This window comes from Streptomyces sp. NPDC037271, from assembly GCF_055603605.1.
Window position 1 is genome coordinate 33,035 of the sequence record NZ_JBVJVN010000035.1, and the last position, 22,374, is coordinate 55,408.

Here is a 22,374-nt window from a genome sequence, read left to right on the forward strand (position 1 = left end):
ATGTCCGACAAGCAGCACGAGGCGGACTACGACCGAGTCTCGCAGCAGAACGCCGTTGCGGACTTCACTCGAGGCCTGGAAGAACGTCCTTCGTTCGGGATCTTCGGCCGGATGCTGCAGTCTGCTGTGCAATCGTCACCGCTCGGCCCGGCCTTGCAGGGTCGGACAAACTTCGAAGACCACGACCTCAACGAGATGGTCGACCTCGTCGAGCAGACGAATCCGGAAGACCTGGAGAGCTCCGGCAAGGCGCTGTGGGATGCTCGGGACGCCATCAAGGAGGCCGCCAAGGAACTGGACGGTCACATCGGAAATGTTCGCTGGGTGGGTGAGGCGGGCGAAGCCTTCCGTAAATGGGGGAGCTCACTCGTCACCAGTACACACGGGTTGAGCGCCTTTGCGGGCGGAGCGGGTGACCAGATCACCGCTGCTGCCGTGGGCCTGTCCAATGTACGCACGGCCATGCCGCAACGTGATACGAGGCCGGCGAGCAAGGCGCTGCGGCCCGAGCAGCTCCCGACTTCTATGCAGGTCGAGAGCAACAGCGAGTATGCGGAAGCCGTGCTGGTCGAGAAGAATCGCCAAGAGGCGATCAATCAGATGAACCGGTTGTCTTCCTATTATGCCGTATCGGAGGAGCTGCTCGCGGGACTGGAGCCTCCAGCGTTCACGGCTATGCCGGATGTGGGGGTTCCGGCGCCCAGTAGAGATCCCTTCGATGGGGGACAGACAGCCTCTCCAGCTCATGGTGTTCAGGGAGGGGAGACAGGGAGCGTCTCAGGCACTCGCTCGACCACGGCCTCGGAAGGCTTGGTCCCTCCTCCCCAGGGCTCAAGAAGCACGGTTGATGCGCCTGATGGCATTACACAGCGCACTATCCACACCGACGTTCCTGTCGCGACGACTATTGACAGTGCTGGCACGCCGACGCTTCCCAAAGCTCCTGTTCAGGGGCACACGTTGCCGAGCGCGCTGCCTCCGGCCGACGGCGGTGGACCGAGCGTGCCGTACGGTCCGGGTTTCGGCAATCCACTGCCTCCTGGACGTCCCGGTCGGGCCGCTGGTGGGAGTGACCGTGCCAGGGCGCCGTTCTCCACGCAGGGGCGAGTGACGCCCGGCCCGGGAGGCGGCGGAAGCTCTGGTCCGGGGCGTCCGGGCCAGGGTCCCTTGAACCAGGTCGTGCGTCCGGCGCCTGCTGGGCAGCCTGGAGCAACAGGAGTCACGTCAGGAACTAAGCCGTCCCCCATTGGGCACGGCGTGAGCGGCGGTACGCCGCGTGTCAACCCCACGACGGCGCCGAGGCCGACGAGTGGTCCGGTTACGGGTGCCGGCGGCTCCGGTGGTGTAGTCGGTGGTCGGCCGTCGAGCACAGGTGTGGCAGGTCGAAGTGGCCCGAAACTTCCGCGTGGCACGGTCGTCGGAGCCGAAGCCGGGTCCCAGTCGGGCAAGGGCCGATCCGCGACGAAGCCTGGCATCACAGGTGTGCCTACAGTGTCGAGGTTCGCTGCCGGCGCCGAGCGGAACGGCATGACCCGTGGCGGTACGGGCCTTGTGCGGGGACCAGGCGAGCGCGAGCGGCGTCGTGACGAACGCAGGGAAGAAGGAACGCAGCGTCCCGATTACCTGGTCGAGGACGAAGAGACACACCTGCCCACGAATACGCGGCGCGATGTGCCGCCGGTTGTCAACTGAGCGCGAGCGAGGACTCACTCCATCATGAACTCAGCAACACGTCGCGGGCTACGAGTACGCGTAGGGGGTGCTGTCGCAGGCGCTCTGGTCGCAGTCGGAGTGACCTTCGCTCCGGGCGCCACTGCGGCCGACGTGGAGTCGGAGCAGTGGTACCTGGGGCCGATGCAGGCCGAGGAGATGTGGAAGGCCAGTACGGGGGAGGGCATCAAGGTCGCTGTAGTCGACACCGGAGTGAACCCCAGCACGCCCTCCCTCAAGGGCCAGGTTCTGGCGGGTGAGGTGCCGGAGCAAGTCGCGTACGGTGCCACGGACGACTACGACGGCCACGGGACGACCATGGCGGAGTTGATCGCCGGTACTGGTGCGGATGGAGGAATCCAAGGACTGGCGCCCGGAGCGGAGATCGTGCCATACCGAATCGCATTGGGAGACCGGATCGACGCCGAGGAAGAGAAACGTGCACCCACCCCGTGGGCGGTGATCAGGGCAGCCGCGGACAGTGATGTGCGCATCATCAACATGTCCATGGGAGCCCCGCTTTACGAGCCAGAGTTCGAAGCGGCGGTGAGATACGCGGCATCCAAGGGGAAGTTGTTGATTGCAGGCGTGGGGAATGAGGGGCAGGACAGCGGATACATCGCCTACCCCGCAGCCTATCCGTACGTTGTCGGCGTGTCATCCATTGACAAAAAGAGCAACATTTCGGACTTCGCCCAGTCGGGCAATTACGTCGACTTGGTGGCACCGGGTGAGAACATCCCTGGCTATTGCAGGCCGAGCTTCGACCAGTACTGTCACGACATGGTAGGCACTAGTTCCGCCACCGCCATCACCTCCGCCGCAGCCGCGCTCATCTGGTCCGCGCACCCCGACTGGACGGCCAACCAGGTCACCCGCGCCCTGATCGACACAGCCGGCCGCAAGTGGCCCAGGGACAAGCCGACCGCGACCGCCGGCTACGGAACTATCCGTCCCCGCTCGGTGCTGGCGAACCCGGACTACGACCCCGGCGAGCCGTACTCCGACCCGCTCCGGAAGGAGAACACGCAAGAAGGGGAGAAGTTGGTGACGGAGATCCCCCCGGCGTCCGCCTCCTCGAAGCCATCAGAGCCGTCCGCCGGTGCAACAGCCGCGTCCCAAGGTGCGGCAGGCTCTTCCAAGGACAAGCAGGCGGCTGCAGGATCGGACGACGCGAAGGCCGTGGCGGCCGACGCGCCGAACGACGACAGCGGCACGCTTTGGATCGCTCTTGGCGCCGCCGCAGCCGTGGTCGTGATCGGCGGCGGCGCCTTCGCCGTACTGCGGGCGCGGCGCGCGAACTGACACCGGCGTCGTCGGTGTCGAATTGAGAGAAGGAACAGGGAGGGCAGGGGCGGATCATGGCCGTCGACCAGAAGCTCGAAGACGCAGCGGTAGTCAAGCTGCAGAAGGACATGTACGAAAAGTTCGAGAGCATCCGCAAGCGGGTCCACAACCTGCAGGGTGTGATCGACAGTCTCGAAGGTCAGTGGCAGGGCATCGGCCGAGCCGCGTTCGACAAGAAGCAGTACGAGATCAACACGTCGCTGCAGAACATGGGCCGCATTCTCGCGGACGTCGTGGACGCGATGACCGCGACGCGGAACATCAAGGACAGCAAGGAAGACGAAGTCCGTGCTGCCGTGAACAAGATCGATATTCACGACGGTGCTCCCACGGTGCAGTCGTCCCCCTTCAGCTCGTTCTGAGGCGGGCGGCAGACATCAGCCCCAGCCACAGCACATCCGGAACGAAACGAGGTAGGCAGAGATGAGCCGTAACGCTGACGGCCTGCAGGTGACGTACGACGGACTCGACTTCGCGGCGACCAACCTCGCCAACGAGGCGAAGCTGCTCGACGAGGACATCCAGCAGCTCACCAAGATGGTGGAAGGCAGCAAGCAGTACTGGGCGGGCAAGGCTCAGGACGCCTATGCGGTGAAGCTGGAACTCTGGCGCAAGGAAACCAGCGACATCCACCAGGCTCTCATGGGCATCGGACACGTCGTCGGCTCGTCCGGCGGTACGTACATGGAAGGCGACTTGGCGGCGTCCAGGTACCTGCAGTAGTTGCAGGTTCCGTAAGCGAGGCAGTAGCCGTAGAGGCAACGAGGGTGGGCGTGCGCGGGAGACGCCCACCCTCCGGCGTGTCTGGGGAGTTCACCCGAAGGCGGTCTTCTGGTCCGGACCGGTCTCCGTCACCACCTGTCCCCGTCCTCCACCAACCCCACCTGAACCAACGGCCTGCCCCGCCTCCGCGAGACGAACACGCCCCGGCCCGGCGGCATCGGACGTGGGCGCACCCCGCCCAGCAGGTCGCCCTCGGCCGGGTCGCCGCTGAGGACGACGCCCTGGGCGCCGAGTTCCTTGAGGCGCTGCATGAAGGCCTCGTAACCGGCACGGCCCGCGCCCGCGGTCGAGCGGGCGATGATGAAGCGCACGCCGACGTCCCGGGCGAATGGCAGGAGTTCGGTCAGCCCGGCCAGCGGGTTGCCGCTGGACGTGGCGACCAGGTCGAAGTCGTCGATGATGACGTACACCGTCGGCCCCTGCCACCAACTGCGGTCGCGCAACTGCTCCGGCGTGACGTCGGCCGTCGGTGTACGGCGCTGGATCAACTCGGCCAGCGCGTCCATGTGGTGTTGCATCTGGTTCGACATGGGAACGTACTCGGCCAGGTGCGACGGCGGGGTGACTCCCAGCAGCGTACGGCGGTTGTCGATGACGAACAGCTTGCACGAGTCGCCGTCGTAGCGCTCGGAGAGCCGCCGGATGAGGAGTCTCAGCAGGTTCGACTTGCCGGACTCGCTCTCGCCGAAGATGAGGAAGAACGGGTCCTGCTCGAAGTCGACGAACACCGGCTCCAAATTGTCCTCGTCGAGCGCGAAGGAGACCCCCCGCCGGGGGAACCTGTCACCCGGGGGAAGCTGGTGCGCCGGGTACTCGCGCGGCAGGAGCCGCACCGCGGGCGCACCCGGCTGCTGCCAGTGCCGCACGACCTCGGTCGCGAGTGCCTGGGTGGCCTCGGCGAGGTCTGTGTCGGAGGACAGCCCGTCGATGCGCGGGACCGCCGCCATGAAGTGCTGTGTCTGGGGCGTCTGGCCGCGCCCGGGCACGCCCGTCGGCACATTCGCTGCGACCTTGCGGTCGAACTCCGAGTCCATGGTGTCCCCGAGCCGCAGTTCGAGGCGGTTCATCAGGTGGTCCTTGAGGTTACTGCGGACCTCCATGGAGCGCGAGGCCGTGAGAATCACGTGGATGCCGTAGCCGAGGCCGCGTGCCGCGATGTCCAGCACCACCGACTCCAGCGCCTCGTAGTCCGCGCGGAAGTTTCCCCATCCATCGATGACCAGGAAGACGTCGCCCCACGGCTGATCGGTCACCGAGATGTCGCCTCGCGCTCGGCGCGCCCGGAACTCCGCGATCGACGAGATGCCGGCCGTGCGGAAGTACTCCTCGCGGCGGGTCAGCACACCGTAGACCTCGGCCGTCGTACGCCGTACCTTCTCTGGGTCGAGGCGTGAGGCCACGCCTCCGACGTGGGGCAGACCGGCCACCGCCGACAGACCGCCACCACCGAAGTCCAGTCCGTAGAACTGCACTTCGTGCGGGGTGTGCGTGAGCGCGAAGGACGCGACGATCGAGCGCAGCAGCGTCGACTTTCCGGACTGCGGTCCGCCCAGGATCTGCATGTGGCCGGCCGCGCCGCCGAAGTTCACCCAGAGCGGGTCCCGACGCTGTTCGTACGGCTTGTCGACGATGCCGACGGGCACGACGAGCTGCCCCGCGCCCTCGTAATCGGGCTGCGTCAGGCCGCGCCCCGCCACCTGGGCGAGGCCGGGCAGCAGTGTGTCGAGCGACGGCGGGCTGTCCAGAGGCGGCAGCCACACCTGGTGGGCTGCCGGGCCCTGCGCCTCCAGGCGTCGGACAACGACGTCGAGCACCGTGTCGGCGAGGGAGTCGCCTGCCTCGTCCGGAGTCTCCTCGCGCTGGGGCGGAACCGCCACGTACCGCACCGGGACCTCGGCGGCGGTGAACAGCGCGGGCCGCCGGTCCACCGGTCGAGGGCCGCCGGAGGGCGCTGCCTGCTGAGCACTCGTGCGGTACACGCCTGAGACGTACGCGGCTTTGAAGCGCACCATTTCGTCCGTGCCGAACTTGAGGAAGCCGGAACCGGGGACGTTAGGCAGTTCGTAGGCGTCCGGGACGCCGAGCGCGGACCGGGACTCGGCCGCGGAGAAGGTGCGCAGACCGATCCGGTACGACAGGTACGTCTCCAGGCCGCGCAGGCGGCCCTCCTCCAACCGCTGCGAGGCGAGAAGCAGATGGACGCCCAGCGACCGACCGATACGGCCGATCTGGACGAACATCTCGATGAAGTCCGGCTTCGCCGAGAGCAGTTCGCTGAACTCATCGATGACCAGGACGAGGGAGGGAATGGGCTGCAGCGCGGCGCCGGCCGCGCGGGCCTTCTCGTAGTCGTGGATGTTGGCGTAGTTGCCGGCGTCCCGGAGCAATTCCTGACGGCGGTTGAGCTCACCGCGGATCGAGTCACCCATCCGATCGACCAGGGTCAGGTCGTCGGCGAGGTTGGTGATCACGGCCGCCACGTGCGGCAGTTGCGCCATGCCGGCGAACGTCGCTCCGCCCTTGAAGTCGGCGAGTACCAAGTTGAGTGTCTCGGAGGAGTGGGTCACAGCCAGGCCGAGGACCAGGGTGCGCAACAGCTCCGACTTGCCGGACCCGGTCGCGCCCACGCACAGGCCGTGTGGACCCATGCCTTCCTGCGCCGCCTCCTTCAGGTCGAGCATCACGGGCCGGCCGTCCTCACCGACACCGATCGGCACCCTCAGCCGTTCGGACTGGGAGCGTGGCCGCCACGTCCGCCGCGGATCGACGGATGCGGCGTCGCCGAGGTTGAGGAGATCGGTGAACTCCAGGTTGGCGAGGAGTGGCTCGTCGTCGTCCCCGCCCGTTCCCACACGCAAGGGCGCGAGCTGCCTCGCCAGCGCCTCCGCGCTTTCCTGGGAGAGGACATCGGGTGTGCCCTCGTAGACCGCACCGTGTACGGCTTCCAGGCGCAGTTGATTCGGCTGCACGAAGACCGAGAGGTCCCCCCGTCCCGTGGTGAGGGTGCCGGGAACCAGCTCGAGGACGGTCACCCCTTGCAAGCCCTCGGGACTGGCCAGCAGCGACGTCGGCGGCAGGGAGACTCCGTCGAGCACGACGACCAGGTGCGGTTGGTCGGGTACGGGGCGGGCCTCCGGGTGGAACCGGGGTCGGCCCTCGAGACGGGCGCCCAGCAGTTCCTCGAGTGCCGTCGGATCAGCGGTCATCAGACGCCGGGAGCCCACACCGTCCGCGGTGCCCACTGCCTGTGCGTGCGGGAGCCACTTCGCCCACTCCCATTCCGCCGTCGCCTCGTGCCCGGTGGCGACGGCGATCACCAAGTCCTCGGGGGAGTGCAACGCGGCGAGCGAGGCGATGACGGCCCGGGCAGTGCCGCGCACGGTGGCTGGTGCGCCGCTGATCGTCAGGTGGTAGAACGCCCGCAGGGAAACCGCCATCGGGAGTTGCTCGAGTGTGCTGTGGGTGGCGAGGAAGCGGTGCATGGCACCCGCGGTCAGCGGCTCCAGTTCGTCCACCGGCGCCGTCTGCGGCGGCACCAGAGGAGTGGCCAGGGCCTGCGGGCCGAGACCCACGCGAACCTGAGCGAAGTCCTCGTCGCCCGTACGCCGTTCCCAGAGACGGCTGCCCTCGGCGACCAGTGCCCATAGCTGGTCGGGTGAGGGGTGCAAGTAGTACTGCGCGTCGCGCTGGGCCTTCGCCGTCTCGTGGGCGGTGCGCCTGGTCTGTGACAGATAGCGGAGGTAGTCCCTGCGCATGTCGGCCATCTGGCCTTGGTTGCCGCGGCGGTAACGCACCAGCATGGCGATGCCCATGGCGATCGTGGACGCGATCATCACCATGCCCATGATCTTCATGATCGGCTGGGCCGAGGGGTTGAAGAAGAACACCACGGACCCGCCCATGCCGAGCATGGGCAGGAGTTGCATCCACGCGCCCTCCTGCTGCCCGCGCGGCAGCTCCGGCGGCGACTGCAGATGGACCTCCTCCATGGGCACGTTCTTCGGCAGCGTCCGAGGCGGACGCTTGACGACGATGTGGCTCACTTCGCACCAATTCCCTTGCCGGCCCGAACTGTTCCGTCCACCGTCCGTCTACCGGTGCACGTCGATCGCGAAGAGCGATCCTACTGACACACATGGACAGCAGTGGGCGGTAGGGTGCCCGTGAGATGCGTGAGCAGTTGCGCACTCCGGGACCGAGTGCCCCGCGGAGAGCGTGACGCCGCACGTGAGCAACCCCCGAGCCCCGCAGTGGTGAAGGGGGCGTCACGGAACAACCAAGAAGGATCGTTGTCAAGAGGCGGGGCGCTGATGCCGCACCTTGCCGACGTCGCCTATGAGGGGAACAACGGGTGAGCATGACGGCCTCCGCGCCGATCGGCGCGACAGGTGGCGCGGGGGCGGGCTCCGGGGCTCCGGCCACAGTGGGTTCGGGGCTCGGTTTCTGTCGGGTCACGATCGTGGCGCCCGACAGCCGCATCGACGTGGCCCTGCCCGATGACGTGCCGGTCGCGGACCTGTACCCGGAGATCCTGCGGTTCTCCCGTCAGAGTCCCGCCGAAGGTGCGCCGGTCGGTTATCACCTCGTTCGCCGTGACGGGACCGTCCTGGACAGTGCCCGGTCCTTCGCGGCGCAACGCATCCTGGACGGCGAGTTGCTCACGCTGCGTCCGTTCGCCGACTCGCTGCCCCCGGCGGTCTTCGACGACGTCTCGGAGGCAGTCGCCTCCGCAGTCACCCACGACCGCACCTTGTGGGACGGCGCACTCACACGTGTGGCCGGCCTGGTCGGGGCGGGCGTGCTCCCCGTGCTGCTGGCTTTCGTCGCCTGGAACTCCCAGGTCCGTCACGACATGCACAGCCTCCAGGGCGTACTCGCCGCGGTCGCCGGCGTCCTGCTCGTCACCTTCGCGTGTGTCCGGGGACGTGTGTACAAGGATCGAGGCTCCGCGGTCGCCCTCGGTCTGGGTGCGCTCCCGAACATCGCCGTGGCGGGATCGGGACTTGTCCCACTCGCCGAGGGACAGGGCATCGGACGACTCCAGTTCCTGCTCGCGTGTGCGGCGGTCCTGGTCGTCTCGGTCCTGCTCACTCTTGTGTCACCGAGCGGCGACAGTCCTTTCGTGGCCTTCATCTTCGCCGCCGCCGTCGGCCTGCTGGTGACGTTCGTGGCGATGCTGACGCACCTGGAGCCCATGGAGACGGCCGCGGTCTGCGCAGTCCTGTCGGTGTCCGCCCTGGCGTTCCTGCCCGGCCTGTCCCTGCGTTTCGCCCGGCTTCCCATCGGTTGGGAACCCCCCAATCAGCCGAGAGGCGCCTACTCCGCGGACGAGACCGACTCCCCGGAACCCGTGGACGTCGAGCGCATCACCGCTCAGGCCCGTCGCGGCCACGAACTCCTCGCGGGACTGGTCGGAGGCTGCGCGCTGGTCTCCGTGGGTGCGTCGATCGTCCTGGCCTTCACGGGCAATGTGTGGGCGCAGCTGTTGACGCTTGCCACCGGCATCGCGATGGTGATGCGGGCGCAGCTGTTCCGCTACACCGCACAGGTCGCCGCCACGCTGGCCGCCGGGCTCGCCTGCCTGGTCTCCCTCGGCCTGGGACTGGCGATGACCCCGCCGGCGGAGTACTGGCACGACGCGCTCCGGGGAGACACCAGTGGTCTGGACATTCGCAGCGTGTGGCTGGTGGCGGCGGTCGCCACAACTGTGGCCCTGGTCACCGCGGTCGGCCTGATCACTCCGCGTCGCGGTGGGACGCCGTTCTGGGGGCGCTTCGTGGAGATCGCCGAAGCTTTCGTGCTCCTGACGTTGATCCCCCTGGCCCTCGCCGTGTTCGACGTCTACGCTGCGGCACGGTCGATGACAGGCTGAGGGCACTCCGCGCAGCGCGGCCCGACAGCGCGTTGTACCGATGGATGGCCGGGCGGCACGTGGCGTGCCGCCCCCGGTGTCCTACTCGGCGCCGTTCTCGGCGTCCTGCGGCGCCGGCTCCAGATCGAACTCCCCGTCCCGCGCCCCCAGCACGAACGCCCGCCACTCCGCCTCCGTGTACCGCAGCACGGTGTCCGGATCGAGCGACGACCGCATGGCGACGGCGCCGGCGGGCAGGTAGGCGATCTCGACCCGCTCCTCGTGCTCCTCGGTGCCGGGAGCGCTGTGCCATTCCACTCCGGAGATGTCGAGGGAGTAGAGCTCGTCCCTCTCCCGCTCCTTGCGCGCCTTGAGTTCGAGGTCCTCGGCATCGGCCATGGCGGGTCCGGTCCTTCCTGTTGTGCCAACGAGCTGTGCGGCTACCCTACTTGCTGCCGTTGTCCCTGATCAGCGGTTCGCGGATGTACCCCCGGCGGGCTGACGCCGCCTTCGCCCCGCCGTCGTCACGACTGCCCGCCCCTCGACTTCCGAGGCCGAGAGGTGTCCGCCGTGAGTTTCGGGCTCCCGCCCTCCCCCTGCAACGCCCCCGCCCCGAAACCTCGACCCCGTTCCTCGGACCCAGGATGCCGGACGCCGCAGGGCGGGCGTCGGCGTGACAGCGCCCCTCGTGCTCGTGGCGCTGGCCGCCGGGCTGTGGGCGTACGGACCGGGAGGCGCGGGTGACGACCCCGCGTCGGACGGCCGCCCGGTGGCCGTCCGTCAGGCACCGGACGAGATCCGGGAGACCGTCGAGACCCGGCCGTCGTCACCGGAGGGCAGGATGGCCGTGTCCTACACCGAGACCCTCCGTACCGTGGGGCAGAACGTCCCGGCGATGGGCACCTGGGCGACGGACAAGGTCTTCGCGAAGGGCTTCGGCAGCGAACTCAAGAGCTTCCGGCGCGGCGCGTCCGAGGCATCCACGCCCGCCTGGGACCTTCCCCTTCCCGGCCCGCTCTGCGCCGTGATCCGACACGTCGGCGCGGACGGCCGTACCGCCTTCGCCGACGCCGGCGGGGGAGACGGCCCGGACGGGGACCCCCCTCACGCTCCCCTGCGACCGGCTCGCGGTGGTGGACATCCACACCGGCGAGAAACCGTGGGACGCGGAGCTTCCCGGCGCAGGCTCCTCCCTGGCCGTCAACGTCACGATGACGGACGGCACGGTCGCCGTCGCCTGGGGGCAGGGCTCGGCCGGGTACGAGCTGACCGGCGGGAAGTGCCTGTGGGCGGACGGCGCACCCTCGGCCTGCGAGGACAAGGGCTTCGCCGGCGGACGCGGGCTGCTTGCCCTCCTGTCCTGCGGCGACTCGGCGGCTCGCACCTAACGGGTGGAAAAGGTCGATCCGCGCGCACGGGCGAGGCCCAGCGGACGTACCGGGTGGCGCGGGGAGCGAAGGACGTCTACCTGGTCTCCGCCTCACCGGCCGTCATCGCCGTCGCCGTCGGCGACTACGTCGTCACCGACCTGATCTCCCTCGACGAGCGGGGCGAGGGGCGCGCGACCATCCGGCTCGACCGGGACCATCAGGTCCTCGACTGCGACCGGACCTTCAGCGCCGTGGTCGAGAGCTGCGGCGCGATCGTCGTCGGCGGCGAGCGGCTCTACCTCTCGGAGGAGGACCACATCGTCGCCTCCGACCTGGCCACCAGCCGGCCTGCGGGGAAGTTCGACGCTCCCACCGGTGGCGAGATGCACCCCCTGCGCATGAGCGGGGAAGAGCTGATCGCCTTCCGTCCGGGTACCGGCCTCGCCCCCGACGCCGTCGTGGCCATCGACCCGGCCTTCCGGAAGGAGACCGTCCTGCTGCTCTTCGCCGGGGGCCAGGAGGTGCACGCGCTCGACGCCCCGACACTCGATGACATCCTGTACGAGCACGAACGCGTGTTCTTTTGCCGCGCGCACCGTCGCGGGTCCCGCCACCGCCACCGAGGGCGAGGTCGGCGAGTTCGACCAGGTGACGGTGGGTGTGGAGAGCGCGGGCTGAGCGGCGTACGCGGCGGTGACCCGGCCCGGAGCGCACGGCTCGGGGCCTGCGGGCCGGGCCGTCCGCCCAGGCTGGTACGCTGTGTGACGGCCGTATGTGTACGCGCCCCCGGAGCCAGGAGCCCTGGAGGTCGCGCCCAGCGGATCCTCGCCTTCCGAGTCACGGAAGACCCCCCGAGACGTAGACCGGGGGCACTCGGTGGGCACTCACGGACCAAGAGGAGTACGCGTGTCGCTCGACGCCGCAGTGAAGAAGCAGATCATCACCGAGTTCGGTACCAAGGAGGGCGACACCGGCTCCCCCGAGGTCCAGGTCGCTCTGCTGTCCCGTCGGATCTCCGACCTGACCGAGCACCTCAAGACCCACAAGCACGACCACCACTCCCGTCGTGGTCTGCTGATCCTGGTCGGCCAGCGCCGCCGGCTGCTGCAGTACCTCGCCAAGAAGGACATCCAGCGCTTCCGCGCGCTGGTCGAGCGCCTCGGCATCCGCCGCGGTGCGGCGGGCGCCAAGTAAGACGCCGTGAAGGGAGCGGTTCCCATCGTTCGGGGGCCGCTCCCTTTGCTGTACGTGCGCACTGTCGCCACCGCTTTGTAGTGTGGTAACAGAACACAAGACGCACGACGTACGACACAACGAACGAAACGAGGAGGAGCGTGCCTCGCCGCCGCCGGTCCTCGGTAGTGGCCCCCGGGTGCAGAACCCGGGTGCTTCGATCGAAGACCGGCCCGCATTGCACGGAGCGCTTCTCCGCCACCGTCCCCCCGCCACACGGGCGAGGAGGGACGAAAGACGACAAGCAACGGAGAAAACACTAGTGGAGAACGAGACCCACTACGCCGAAGCCGTGATCGACAACGGCGCGTTCGGCACCCGCACCATCCGCTTCGAGACGGGCCGCCTGGCCCGTCAGGCCGCCGGTTCCGCCGTGGCGTACCTGGACGACGACACCATGGTGCTGTCGGCCACCAGCGCCTCCAAGAACCCCAAGGACCAGCTCGACTTCTTCCCCCTCACGGTGGACGTCGAGGAGCGGATGTACGCCGCCGGCAAGATCCCCGGCAGCTTCTTCCGCCGTGAGGGCCGGCCGTCCGAGGACGCCGTCCTCACCTGCCGCCTGATCGACCGCCCGCTGCGCCCGTCCTTCAAGAAGGGCCTGCGCAACGAGATCCAGGTCGTCGCCACGATCATGGCCCTCAACCCCGACCACCTGTACGACGTCGTGGCGATCAACGCCGCCTCCGCGTCCACGCAGCTGGCCGGTCTGCCCTTCTCCGGTCCGATCGGCGGCGTCCGCGTCGCGCTGATCCGCGGCCAGTGGGTGGCCTTCCCGACGCACACCGAGCTCGAGGACGCCGTCTTCGACATGGTCGTCGCGGGCCGCGCCCTGGAGGACGGCGACGTCGCGATCATGATGGTCGAGGCCGAGGCCACCGAGAAGACCGTCAAGCTGGTCGAGGGCGGCGCCGAGGCGCCCACCGAGGAGGTCGTCGCCGCCGGTCTGGAGGCCGCGAAGCCCTTCATCAAGGTGCTGTGCCGCGCCCAGGCCGACCTCGCCGCGAAGGCCGCCAAGCCGACCGGCGAGTTCCCGATCTTCCTGGACTACCAGGACGACATCCTGGAGGCGCTCAGCGCCGCCGTCCGCCCCGAGCTCAGCCAGGCGCTCACCATCGCCGGCAAGCAGGAGCGCGAGGCCGAGCTGGACCGCGTCAAGGCGCTCGCCGCCGAGAAGCTCCTGCCGGAGTTCGAGGGCCGCGAGAAGGAGATCTCCGCCGCGTACCGCTCGCTGACCAAGTCCCTGGTCCGTGAGCGTGTCATCAAGGAGAAGAAGCGCATCGACGGCCGCGGTGTCACCGACATCCGCACCCTGGCCGCCGAGGTCGAGGCCATCCCGCGCGTCCACGGTTCCGCGCTGTTCGAGCGTGGCGAGACCCAGATCCTGGGCGTCACCACCCTCAACATGCTCCGCATGGAGCAGCAGCTGGACACCCTCTCGCCGGTGACCCGCAAGCGCTACATGCACAACTACAACTTCCCGCCGTACTCCGTCGGCGAGACCGGCCGCGTCGGCTCCCCGAAGCGCCGCGAGATCGGCCACGGCGCCCTCGCCGAGCGCGCCATCGTGCCGGTGCTGCCGACGCGCGAGGAGTTCCCGTACGCGATCCGTCAGGTGTCCGAGGCCCTCGGCTCCAACGGCTCGACGTCCATGGGCTCGGTCTGCGCCTCCACCATGTCGCTGCTGAACGCCGGTGTGCCGCTGAAGGCCCCCGTCGCCGGTATCGCCATGGGTCTGATCTCCCAGGAGATCAACGGCGAGACGCACTACGTCGCCCTCACCGACATCCTCGGTGCGGAGGACGCCTTCGGCGACATGGACTTCAAGGTCGCCGGCACCAAGGAGTTCGTGACCGCCCTCCAGCTCGACACCAAGCTGGACGGCATCCCCGCCTCCGTCCTGGCCGCCGCCCTCAAGCAGGCCCGTGACGCCCGCCTCCACATCCTCGACGTGATGATGGAAGCGATCGACACGCCGGACGAGATGTCCCCGAACGCGCCGCGGATCATCACCGTGAAGATCCCGGTCGACAAGATCGGCGAGGTCATCGGCCCCAAGGGCAAGATGATCAACCAGATCCAGGAGGACACGGGCGCCGACATCACGATCGAGGACGACGGCACCATCTACATCGGTGCCGCCCAGGGCTCGCAGGCCGAGGCCGCCCGCGCCACGATCAACGGCATCGCCAACCCGACCATGCCCGAGGTCGGCGAGCGCTACCTGGGCACGGTCGTCAAGACGACCACCTTCGGCGCGTTCGTCTCCCTGCTGCCCGGCAAGGACGGTCTGCTGCACATCTCGCAGATCCGCAAGCTGGCCGGCGGCAAGCGCGTGGAGAACGTCGAGGACGTCCTCGGCGTGGGCCAGAAGGTCCAGGTCGAGATCGCCGAGATCGACTCCCGCGGCAAGCTCTCCCTGATCCCCGTGATCGAGGGCGAAGAGGGCGACGACGAGAAGAAGGACGACACCGACCAGTGACGTCCCGCGGCTCCAAGGCGACGGCCCGCACCTCCTCGGAGGCGCGGGCCGTCGCCCGTACCCAAACCCTGATCAAGGGCGAGCACGGCATCGGTACGGTCCGCAAGACCACCCTCCCGGGCGGCCTGCGGATCGTCACCGAGACCCTGCCCTCGGTCCGCTCGGCGACCTTCGGCATCTGGGCGCACGTCGGCTCCCGCGACGAGACCCCGGCCCTGAACGGCGCCACCCACTACCTGGAGCACCTGCTCTTCAAGGGCACCCGGGGGCGCAGCGCCCTGGACATCTCCTCCGCCATCGACGCGGTCGGCGGCGAGATGAACGCGTTCACGGCGAAGGAGTACACGTGCTACTACGCACGCGTACTCGACACCGACCTGCCGCTCGCCATCGACGTGGTCTGCGACATGCTCACCGGCTCGCTCATCCGCGAGGAGGACGTGGACGTCGAGCGCGGCGCGATCCTCGAAGAGATCGCGATGACCGAGGACGACGCCGGCGACTGCGTGCACGACCTGTTCGCGCACACCATGTTCGGCGACAACGCGCTGGGCCGTCCCGTCCTCGGCACGGTCGACACGGTCAACGCCCTCACCGCCGACCGCATCCGCCGCTTCTACAAGAAGCACTACGACCCCACGCACCTCGTGGTCGCCTGCGCCGGCAACGTGGACCACAACAAGGTCGTACGCCAGGTCCGTGCCGCCTTCGAGAAGGCCGGAGCCTTCAAGGAGCCGGTGGCGGCGCCCCTCGCCCCGCGCGACGGCCGGCGCACCCTGCGCACCGCCGGCCGCGTCGAGCTGGTCGGCCGCAAGACCGAGCAGGCCCACGTCATCCTCGGCATGCCGGGCCTCGCCCGCACCGACGAGCGCCGCTGGGCCATGGGCGTCCTCAACACCGCCCTCGGCGGCGGCATGTCCTCACGCCTCTTCCAGGAGGTCCGCGAGAAGCGCGGCCTGGCCTACAGCGTGTACTCGTACACCTCGGGCTTCGCCGACTGCGGCCTCTTCGGCGTCTACGCGGGCTGCAGGCCCTCCCAGGTGCACGACGTGCTGAGGATCTGCCGGGACGAGCTCGACCACGTCGCCGAGCACGGTCTGTCCGACGAGGAGATCGGTCGCGCGATCGGCCAGCTGCAGGGCTCCACGGTCCTCGGCCTGGAGGACACCGGCGCGCTGATGAACCGTATCGGCAAGAGCGAACTGTGCTGGGGCGAGCAGATGTCCGTCGACGACATGCTGGCCCGGATAGCCTCGGTCACGCCGGACGACGTCCGCGTGGTCGCCCGCGACGTCCTGGGACGGCGGCCCTCGCTGTCGGTCATCGGCCCGCTGAAGGACAAGCAGGCGTCCCGGCTGCACGACGCCGTCGCCTGACGGTCCCGTTTCGAGAAGGAAGCATGTGACATGAGCAAGCTGCGCGTGGCCGTCCTCGGCGCCAAGGGCCGGATCGGCTCCGAGGCGGTACGGGCGGTCGAGGCCGCCGGGGACATGGAGCTGGTCGCCGCCCTCGGCCGGGACGACAGCCTGGACACGCTGGCCGAGACCGGCGCCCAGGTCGCCGTCGAGCTGACCACCCCGTCCTCGGTGATGGACAACCTCGACTACTGCGTACGCCACGGCATCCACGCCGTCGTCGGCACCACCGGCTGGACCGACGAGCGTCTCGCGCAGCTGACCGGGTGGCTCGACAAGTCCCCGCGGACGGGCGTTCTCATCGCGCCGAACTTCTCCATCGGCGCCGTGCTGACCATGAAGTTCGCGCAGATCGCCGCCCCGTACTTCGAGTCCGTCGAGGTCGTCGAGCTGCACCACCCGAACAAGGTCGACGCCCCCAGCGGCACCGCCACCCGCACCGCCCAGCTGATCGCCGAGGCCCGGCAGAAGGCAGGCGCCGCCCCGGCGCCCGACGCCACTGCCACCGCCCTGGACGGCGCCCGCGGCGCGAACGTCGACGGTGTCCCGGTCCACGCGATCCGGCTGCGCGGCCTGCTGGCTCACCAGGAGGTCCTGCTGGGCGGCGAGGGCGAGACCCTCACCGTCCGGCACGACTCCCTGCACCACAGCAGCTTCATGCCGGGCATCCTGCTGGGCGCCCGCCGGGTGGTGGCCACCCCGGGCCTCACCTTCGGCCTGGAACACTTCCTGGACCTGAACTGAGGCCGGAACCGACACGCGAACCGAGTCCCTGACCCTCATGCGCGCGAAAATCTCCTACGTCATCACGGCCGCCGTCCTGGTCTTCTACTTCGTCCTGGTCGGCAGCCGCGGCGTCATGCTCATCGACACCGGCACACCCCTCACCGTCACCTTCGGCGTCGCGGTGCTGATCCTGCCGGTGATCGGCGTGTGGTTCCTCTGGAAGAACACCCAGTTCGTCCGCAAGGCCAACCAGCTCGCCGCCGAACTCGACGCCGAGGGCGGACTGCCCGTCGACGAACTGAAGCGCACCCCCAGCGGTCGCGTCGACCGGGACTCGGCCGACGAGGTCTTCGCCCTGCGCAAGGCCGAGGCGGAGGACGCCCCCGGCGACTGGCGCAGCTGGTTCCGCCTCGCCGTCGCCTACCACGACGCCCGCGACACCCCGCGCGCCCGCAAGGCGATGCAGCGGGCGATCGCCCTGCACGACGGCAAACACGTCGAGACCGTCTGAGCAGACCGCAGACGCCGGGGCCCGTCCTCGGCGCTCAGCCCCGCCGGTACTCGCCGGCCCACGCCTCCACGGCGTCGGCCGCACGGTCGAAGGCGTCCTCCCGGGCGAGGAAGTCGGCGTTGTGCGTGGTCAGCAGCGGAGGCGTGGTCTCCGCGGACTGGCCCTGCCGGACGAGGAGCAGCGCCTGCCCCTGCACCGTGCGCGGCAGCCCGAGCCAGCGCACCGGCTGCTGCACCGTGCGCACGCCGGCGACCTGCTGCCAGGCCACCGTGCGCGTGCTGAGGAAACTCACGTGACGCACCCCGTGGGCGCTCACCCACGCGCCCATGCGGAGCAGCCGCAGGGCGCAGGCGATCACGGCCATCGCGACGCCGAACACCACACCGGCGGAGGACAGCGAGTCCGTCGCCGCGATGATGATCGCCGAGAACAGTACGAACGAGGCGAGCAGCAGCATCAGTGCCGCCACCCCCACGCGCCACGGGCCCGGCCGGTAGGGCCGGCGCCAGAGGTCACGGTCGTCGTACGGCAGCGCGACGTCGTCGGCTGCGTCGAAGGCGCGGTCGGCCGTCAGGAAGGACAGGGGCACGGCTGGTCCTCACTCGTTCCATGGCGTGTGCTGTGCCCGGTGAGGCTACCGACCTGTGTCCCCGGTCACCACCATCGGGGGTCCGGATGGCGTCGGAGATGACCCGACGACGCCCTCAGCGCCGGTCGGACGCCTGCGACGGCTGTTTGTGCGGGTCGGGCTGGTCGGCCGACAACGCGGGCATCCCGATCACCAGGGAGCCCACTATTCCGGCGACGACGGTGAGACCGAGCAGCCAGCGCCCGGCCAGCTGGCCGAAGGACGCCCGCTCACGCGGCGGGGGTGTGACATTGCTGCGGAACCTGTCGGCTTCGGCGACGAAGGCGAACGGCACGGGTTCACGCCGGCGGATCATGGAGGCTGCGTCTCCCTTCAGGGATGAATGCTTCGCTGTTACTCATACAGACGAACGAACAGCCCCTCGGGTGCCCTGTTTCACCGATTTCATCGCGGCACGGCACCGAACGCCCCGTTCGCCGGGCCGTAGAGTGGCCTCGCCAAGCGACAAGATGGGAAGGCCCTGCACCCGTGACCGACACCCCCGCCGACGATTTCAAGATCGACCTCCGCAGTGACGTCACCGTAGAGCTGGTCAAGAGCAGCGCGACCGACTCCGACGTCCTGTTCGCCGCCCGTGTCTCCACCGTCGGGGAGCAGTCCCTGGACGAGCTGAAGAAGGACCCGGAGCGCTCGAAGGGCCTGATCAACTACCTCATGCGGGACCGGCACGGCAGCCCGTTCGAGCACAACTCGATGACCTTCTTCATCAGCGCCCCGATCTTCGTCTTCCGCGAGTTCATGCGGCACCGCGTCGGCTGGTCCTACAACGAGGAGTCGGGCCGCTACCGGGAGCTCCAGCCGGTCTTCTACGTGCCGGGCGAGGACCGCAAGCTGGTCCAGCAGGGCCGCCCGGGCAAGTACGTCTTCGTCGAGGGCACCGCCGAACAGCACGGCCTGGTGAGCCGGTCGATGGAGGACTCCTACCGCCAGGCCTACCGGACGTACCAGGAGATGCTCGCCGCCGGCGTCGCCCGCGAGGTGGCCCGAGCGGTGCTCCCCGTCGGCCTGTACTCGTCGATGTACGCCACCTGCAACGCCCGCTCGATGATGCACTTCCTCGGCCTGCGCACCCAGCACGAACTGGCCAAGGTCCCGTCCTTCCCGCAGCGGGAGATCGAGATGGTCGGCGAGAAGATGGAAGAGGAATGGGCCCGCCTCATGCCGCTCACCTACGCGGCCTTCAACGCGAACGGCCGGGTGGCTCCGTAGCCGATCCGGCCTGCCCGACGGCACAGATGTGCGCATCAGCCGCGCGAAGTGTCCGTATTGCGGCGTTTGGAGAAGTTCATCTAGCCTGATCAGAGGGACCCGGCACTGCTTGAACCCCCGAGCAGGCAGTGCCGGGCTCCACCTCCCGTCCGACCTGCCGCCTCCCCCGAGGGCAGACCCCGCCCTGAGCAACGAGTAGCGTGTAACCCATGGCTCCGACCTCGACTCCGCAGACCCCCTTCGGGCGGGTCCTCACCGCCATGGTCACGCCCTTCACGGCGGACGGCGCACTCGACCTCGACGGCGCGCAGCGGCTCGCCGCCCACCTGGTGGACGCAGGCAACGACGGCCTGATCGTCAACGGCACCACCGGCGAGTCCCCCACCACCAGCGACGCGGAGAAAGCGGACCTCGTACGAGCCGTCCTGGAGGCCGTCGGCGACCGGGCACACGTCGTCGCCGGAGTCGGCACGAACAACACCCAGCACAGCATCGAGCTGGCCCGCACCGCCGAACGCACCGGCGCACACGGCCTCCTCCTCGTCACGCCGTACTACAACAAGCCCCCGCAGGAGGGCCTGTACCAGCACTTCACGGCCATCGCCGACGCCGCCGGACTGCCGGTCATGCTCTACGACATCCCCGGCCGCAGCGGCGTCCCGATCAACACCGAGACGCTGGTCCGCCTCGCGGAGCACCCGCGGATCGTCGCGAACAAGGACGCCAAGGGCGACCTCGGCCGCGCGAGCTGGGCCATCGCCCGCTCCGGCCTCGCCTGGTACTCCGGCGACGACATGCTGAACCTGCCGCTGCTCTCCGTGGGCGCGGTCGGCTTCGTCTCGGTCGTCGGCCACGTCGCCACCCCCGAACTGCGCTCCATGGTGGACGCGCACGTCGCGGGTGACGTGCAGAAGGCACTGGAGATCCACCAGAAGCTGCTCCCGGTCTACACCGGCATGTTCCGCACCCAGGGCGTCATGACCACCAAGGCCGCACTCGCCCTCCTGGGGCTGCCCGCCGGACCGCTGCGCGCGCCCATGGTCGGCCTCACGCCCGAGGAAACCGAGCAGCTCAAGATCGATCTTGCCGCGGGCGGGGTACAGCTCTGACAACAGACTTCGCACGACCGCACCACCGCACGATCCGCACGACCGGACTTCACAACTGAATACGCGGGCCACCGGTGCCCGCACCACCCCATACGACAACTGCTTCTGCACGAACGTCATGCGCGCCACGTGCCCACCGGTACGTGGCGCGTGTGGTGAGGAGAGTCTTTTGAGTCATCCGCATCCTGAACTGGGCCGTCCCCCGGCGCTCCCCAAGGGTGGCCTGCGGGTCACGCCCCTTGGCGGCCTCGGCGAGATCGGCCGCAACATGACGGTCTTCGAGTACGGCGGCCGTCTGCTGATCGTCGACTGCGGAGTGCTCTTCCCCGAGGAGGAGCAGCCCGGAATCGACCTGATCCTGCCGGACTTCTCGTCCATCCGGGACCGCCTCGACGACATCGAGGGCATCGTCCTCACCCATGGCCACGAGGACCACATCGGCGGCGTCCCCTTCCTCCTCCGCGAGAAGCCGGACATCCCGCTGATCGGCTCGAAGCTGACCCTCGCGCTCATCGAGGCCAAGCTCCAGGAGCACCGCATCCGTCCGTACACCCTCGAGGTGGCGGAGGGGCACCGCGAGCGCGTCGGCCCGTTCGACTGCGAGTTCGTCGCGGTCAACCACTCCATCCCGGACGCCCTGGCCGTCGCCATCCGCACCCCCGCGGGCATGGTCGTCCACACCGGCGACTTCAAGATGGACCAGCTTCCGCTGGACGGCCGCCTCACGGACCTGCACGCCTTCGCGAGGCTGAGCGAGGAGGGCATCGACCTCCTCCTCTCCGACTCGACGAACGCCGAGGTTCCCGGGTTCGTCCCGCCCGAGCGCGACATCTCCAACGTCCTGCGCCAGGTCTTCGCCGGCGCCCGCAAGCGGATCATCGTGGCGAGCTTCGCCAGTCACGTCCACCGCATCCAGCAGATCCTGGACGCGGCGCACGAGTACGGCCGCAGGGTCGCCTTCGTCGGCCGCTCCATGGTCCGCAACATGGGAATCGCCCGGGACCTCGGCTACCTGAAGGTTCCGCCGGGCCTGGTCGTGGACGTCAAGACACTCGACGACCTGCCGGACAGCGAAGTGGTCCTGGTCTGTACGGGCTCCCAGGGTGAACCGATGGCCGCCCTGTCCCGCATGGCCAACCGCGACCACCAGATCCGCATCGTCAACGGCGACACGGTGATCCTGGCCTCGTCCCTCATCCCGGGCAACGAGAACGCGGTGTACCGCGTGATCAACGGCCTGACCCGCTGGGGCGCCAACGTCGTCCACAAGGGCAACGCCAAGGTCCACGTCTCGGGCCACGCCTCGGCCGGCGAGCTGCTGTACTTCTACAACATCTGCCGGCCCAGGAACCTGATGCCGGTCCACGGCGAATGGCGCCACCTGCGGGCCAACGCCGAACTGGGCGCCCTCACCGGTGTCCCGCACGACCGCATCGTCATCGCCGAGGACGGCGTCGTCGTCGACCTCGTAGAGGGGAAGGCGAAGATCTCCGGCAAGGTGCAGGCGGGATACGTCTACGTCGACGGCCTCTCGGTCGGTGACGTGGGCGAGCCGGCCCTCAAGGACCGCAAGATCCTCGGCGACGAGGGCATCATCTCGGTCTTCGTGGTCATCGACTCGTCCACCGGCAAGATCACCGGAGGTCCGCACGTCCAGGCCCGGGGCTCGGGCATCGAGGACTCGGCCTTCGCCGCGGTGCTCCCCAGGGTCACGGAAGTACTGGAACGCTCGGCCCAGGACGGAGTCGTCGAGCCGCACCAGCTCCAGCAGCTGGTGCGGCGGACCCTCGGCAAATGGGTGTCGGACACCTACCGTCGCCGGCCGATGATCCTCCCTGTCGTCGTGGAGGTCTGACGGCCCGTCGGGCCTTCGGCAGCGCCAACCTGGAGGGGGGGGGGGGGGGGGGGGGGGGGGGGGGGGGGGGGGGGGGGGGGGGGGGGGGGGGGGGGGGGGGGGGGGGGGGGGGGGGGGGGGGGGG

The 22,374-nt window shown here is 69.1% G+C and carries 20 protein-coding genes; 15 read left to right on the plus strand and 5 right to left on the minus strand.

Features of this window, described 5'->3' with window-relative positions:
• From ACZ7G3_RS34080 to ACZ7G3_RS34095, 4 genes are all read left to right on the plus strand, one after another.
• Entirely contained in the window at positions 1–1,692 is a 1,692-nt protein-coding gene (locus ACZ7G3_RS34080; RefSeq protein WP_470930394.1) for a WXG100 family type VII secretion target, read from the plus strand.
• A gap of 24 nt (positions 1,693–1,716) precedes the next feature.
• Positions 1,717–3,015 carry a S8 family serine peptidase gene (locus tag ACZ7G3_RS34085; protein WP_470930396.1) on the plus strand — a complete coding sequence of 433 codons (1,299 nt, stop codon included), beginning with the start codon at positions 1,717–1,719 and terminating at the stop codon, positions 3,013–3,015.
• A 56-nt stretch (positions 3,016–3,071) separates the two neighbouring features.
• A complete protein-coding gene (locus tag ACZ7G3_RS34090) occupies positions 3,072–3,419 on the plus strand; it encodes a WXG100 family type VII secretion target (RefSeq protein ID WP_470930398.1) in 348 nt (115 codons plus the stop codon).
• 61 nt (positions 3,420–3,480) lie between these two features.
• Positions 3,481–3,780, plus strand: coding sequence for a WXG100 family type VII secretion target (locus ACZ7G3_RS34095; RefSeq protein ID WP_383846949.1), 300 nt, complete (start codon positions 3,481–3,483; stop codon positions 3,778–3,780).
• Positions 3,781–3,908: 128 nt separating this feature from the next.
• Here ACZ7G3_RS34095 and eccCa read toward each other — a convergent pair whose 3' ends face one another.
• Positions 3,909–7,883 carry a type VII secretion protein EccCa gene (eccCa, locus tag ACZ7G3_RS34100; protein ID WP_470930400.1) on the minus strand — a complete coding sequence of 1,325 codons (3,975 nt, stop codon included), beginning with the start codon at positions 7,881–7,883 and terminating at the stop codon, positions 3,909–3,911.
• Positions 7,884–8,197: 314 nt separating this feature from the next.
• Between eccCa and eccD the strand changes: the two genes are divergently transcribed.
• Entirely contained in the window at positions 8,198–9,712 is a 1,515-nt protein-coding gene (eccD, locus tag ACZ7G3_RS34105) for a type VII secretion integral membrane protein EccD (protein WP_470930420.1), read from the plus strand.
• Positions 9,713–9,793: 81 nt separating this feature from the next.
• On the opposite strand, the gene ACZ7G3_RS34110 is transcribed toward eccD, so the two are convergent.
• On the minus strand, positions 9,794–10,090 hold the full coding sequence (locus ACZ7G3_RS34110) for a DUF397 domain-containing protein (RefSeq protein ID WP_470930402.1): 297 nt from the start codon (positions 10,088–10,090) through the stop codon (positions 9,794–9,796).
• A gap of 731 nt (positions 10,091–10,821) precedes the next feature.
• Between ACZ7G3_RS34110 and ACZ7G3_RS34115 the strand changes: the two genes are divergently transcribed.
• Positions 10,822–11,079, plus strand: a complete 258-nt coding sequence (locus tag ACZ7G3_RS34115) for a hypothetical protein (RefSeq protein WP_470930404.1) — start codon at positions 10,822–10,824, stop codon at positions 11,077–11,079.
• Positions 11,080–11,171: 92 nt separating this feature from the next.
• Here the strand turns inward: ACZ7G3_RS34115 and ACZ7G3_RS34120 are convergent, their stop codons facing one another.
• A complete protein-coding gene (locus ACZ7G3_RS34120) occupies positions 11,172–11,630 on the minus strand; it encodes a hypothetical protein (protein WP_470930405.1) in 459 nt (152 codons plus the stop codon).
• Here ACZ7G3_RS34120 and ACZ7G3_RS34125 point away from each other — a divergent pair.
• The 6 genes from ACZ7G3_RS34125 to ACZ7G3_RS34150 all read left to right on the plus strand — a co-directional run bounded on the left by ACZ7G3_RS34125 (position 11,611) and on the right by ACZ7G3_RS34150 (position 17,428).
• Positions 11,611–11,739, plus strand: coding sequence for a hypothetical protein (locus ACZ7G3_RS34125; protein ID WP_470930407.1), 129 nt, complete (start codon positions 11,611–11,613; stop codon positions 11,737–11,739). The two genes, ACZ7G3_RS34120 and ACZ7G3_RS34125, sit on opposite strands and share 20 nt — an antisense overlap.
• Before the next feature lie 228 nt (positions 11,740–11,967).
• A complete protein-coding gene (rpsO, locus tag ACZ7G3_RS34130) occupies positions 11,968–12,255 on the plus strand; it encodes a 30S ribosomal protein S15 (protein WP_019330982.1) in 288 nt (95 codons plus the stop codon).
• A 301-nt stretch (positions 12,256–12,556) separates the two neighbouring features.
• Positions 12,557–14,776, plus strand: coding sequence for a polyribonucleotide nucleotidyltransferase (locus ACZ7G3_RS34135; RefSeq protein WP_426602138.1), 2,220 nt, complete (start codon positions 12,557–12,559; stop codon positions 14,774–14,776).
• On the plus strand, positions 14,773–16,152 hold the full coding sequence (locus tag ACZ7G3_RS34140) for a M16 family metallopeptidase (RefSeq protein WP_470930409.1): 1,380 nt from the start codon (positions 14,773–14,775) through the stop codon (positions 16,150–16,152). The genes ACZ7G3_RS34135 and ACZ7G3_RS34140 overlap by 4 nt, the downstream gene beginning before the upstream one ends.
• A gap of 30 nt (positions 16,153–16,182) precedes the next feature.
• A complete protein-coding gene (gene dapB / locus ACZ7G3_RS34145) occupies positions 16,183–16,935 on the plus strand; it encodes a 4-hydroxy-tetrahydrodipicolinate reductase (RefSeq protein WP_470930411.1) in 753 nt (250 codons plus the stop codon).
• Between the two features lie 37 nt (positions 16,936–16,972).
• On the plus strand, positions 16,973–17,428 hold the full coding sequence (locus ACZ7G3_RS34150) for a hypothetical protein (RefSeq protein WP_470930413.1): 456 nt from the start codon (positions 16,973–16,975) through the stop codon (positions 17,426–17,428).
• 34 nt (positions 17,429–17,462) lie between these two features.
• On the opposite strand, the gene ACZ7G3_RS34155 is transcribed toward ACZ7G3_RS34150, so the two are convergent.
• Both ACZ7G3_RS34155 and ACZ7G3_RS34160 read right to left on the minus strand, forming a co-directional pair.
• Entirely contained in the window at positions 17,463–18,017 is a 555-nt protein-coding gene (locus tag ACZ7G3_RS34155; protein WP_470930415.1) for a hypothetical protein, read from the minus strand.
• A 115-nt stretch (positions 18,018–18,132) separates the two neighbouring features.
• Positions 18,133–18,372, minus strand: coding sequence for a hypothetical protein (locus tag ACZ7G3_RS34160; protein ID WP_426602134.1), 240 nt, complete (start codon positions 18,370–18,372; stop codon positions 18,133–18,135).
• A gap of 173 nt (positions 18,373–18,545) precedes the next feature.
• Between ACZ7G3_RS34160 and thyX the strand changes: the two genes are divergently transcribed.
• The 3 genes from thyX (at position 18,546) to ACZ7G3_RS34175 (ending at position 22,250) form a co-directional block, all read left to right on the plus strand.
• On the plus strand, positions 18,546–19,286 hold the full coding sequence (thyX, locus tag ACZ7G3_RS34165; RefSeq protein ID WP_426602133.1) for an FAD-dependent thymidylate synthase: 741 nt from the start codon (positions 18,546–18,548) through the stop codon (positions 19,284–19,286).
• Between the two features lie 209 nt (positions 19,287–19,495).
• On the plus strand, positions 19,496–20,395 hold the full coding sequence (gene dapA / locus ACZ7G3_RS34170; protein ID WP_470930417.1) for a 4-hydroxy-tetrahydrodipicolinate synthase: 900 nt from the start codon (positions 19,496–19,498) through the stop codon (positions 20,393–20,395).
• Positions 20,396–20,564: 169 nt separating this feature from the next.
• Positions 20,565–22,250, plus strand: coding sequence for a ribonuclease J (locus tag ACZ7G3_RS34175; protein ID WP_426525379.1), 1,686 nt, complete (start codon positions 20,565–20,567; stop codon positions 22,248–22,250).
• Positions 22,251–22,374: the final 124 nt, after the last annotated feature.

Bases quoted from the DNA above. Each gene is read 5' to 3' on its own strand.
- ACZ7G3_RS34150 (WP_470930413.1), top strand. From the start codon at position 16,973: ATGCGCGCGAAAATCTCCTACGTCATCACGGCCGCCGTCCTGGTCTTC.
- ACZ7G3_RS34125 (WP_470930407.1), top strand. From the start codon at position 11,611: ATGACATCCTGTACGAGCACGAACGCGTGTTCTTTTGCCGCGCGCACC.
- ACZ7G3_RS34095 (WP_383846949.1), top strand. From the start codon at position 3,481: ATGAGCCGTAACGCTGACGGCCTGCAGGTGACGTACGACGGACTCGAC.
- ACZ7G3_RS34090 (WP_470930398.1), top strand. From the start codon at position 3,072: ATGGCCGTCGACCAGAAGCTCGAAGACGCAGCGGTAGTCAAGCTGCAG.
- eccD (WP_470930420.1), top strand. From the start codon at position 8,198: ATGACGGCCTCCGCGCCGATCGGCGCGACAGGTGGCGCGGGGGCGGGC.
- ACZ7G3_RS34110 (WP_470930402.1), bottom strand. From the start codon at position 10,090: ATGGCCGATGCCGAGGACCTCGAACTCAAGGCGCGCAAGGAGCGGGAG.
- dapB (WP_470930411.1), top strand. From the start codon at position 16,183: ATGAGCAAGCTGCGCGTGGCCGTCCTCGGCGCCAAGGGCCGGATCGGC.
- ACZ7G3_RS34085 (WP_470930396.1), top strand. From the start codon at position 1,717: ATGAACTCAGCAACACGTCGCGGGCTACGAGTACGCGTAGGGGGTGCT.
- ACZ7G3_RS34080 (WP_470930394.1), top strand. From the start codon at position 1: ATGTCCGACAAGCAGCACGAGGCGGACTACGACCGAGTCTCGCAGCAG.
- ACZ7G3_RS34160 (WP_426602134.1), bottom strand. From the start codon at position 18,372: ATGATCCGCCGGCGTGAACCCGTGCCGTTCGCCTTCGTCGCCGAAGCC.
- dapA (WP_470930417.1), top strand. From the start codon at position 19,496: ATGGCTCCGACCTCGACTCCGCAGACCCCCTTCGGGCGGGTCCTCACC.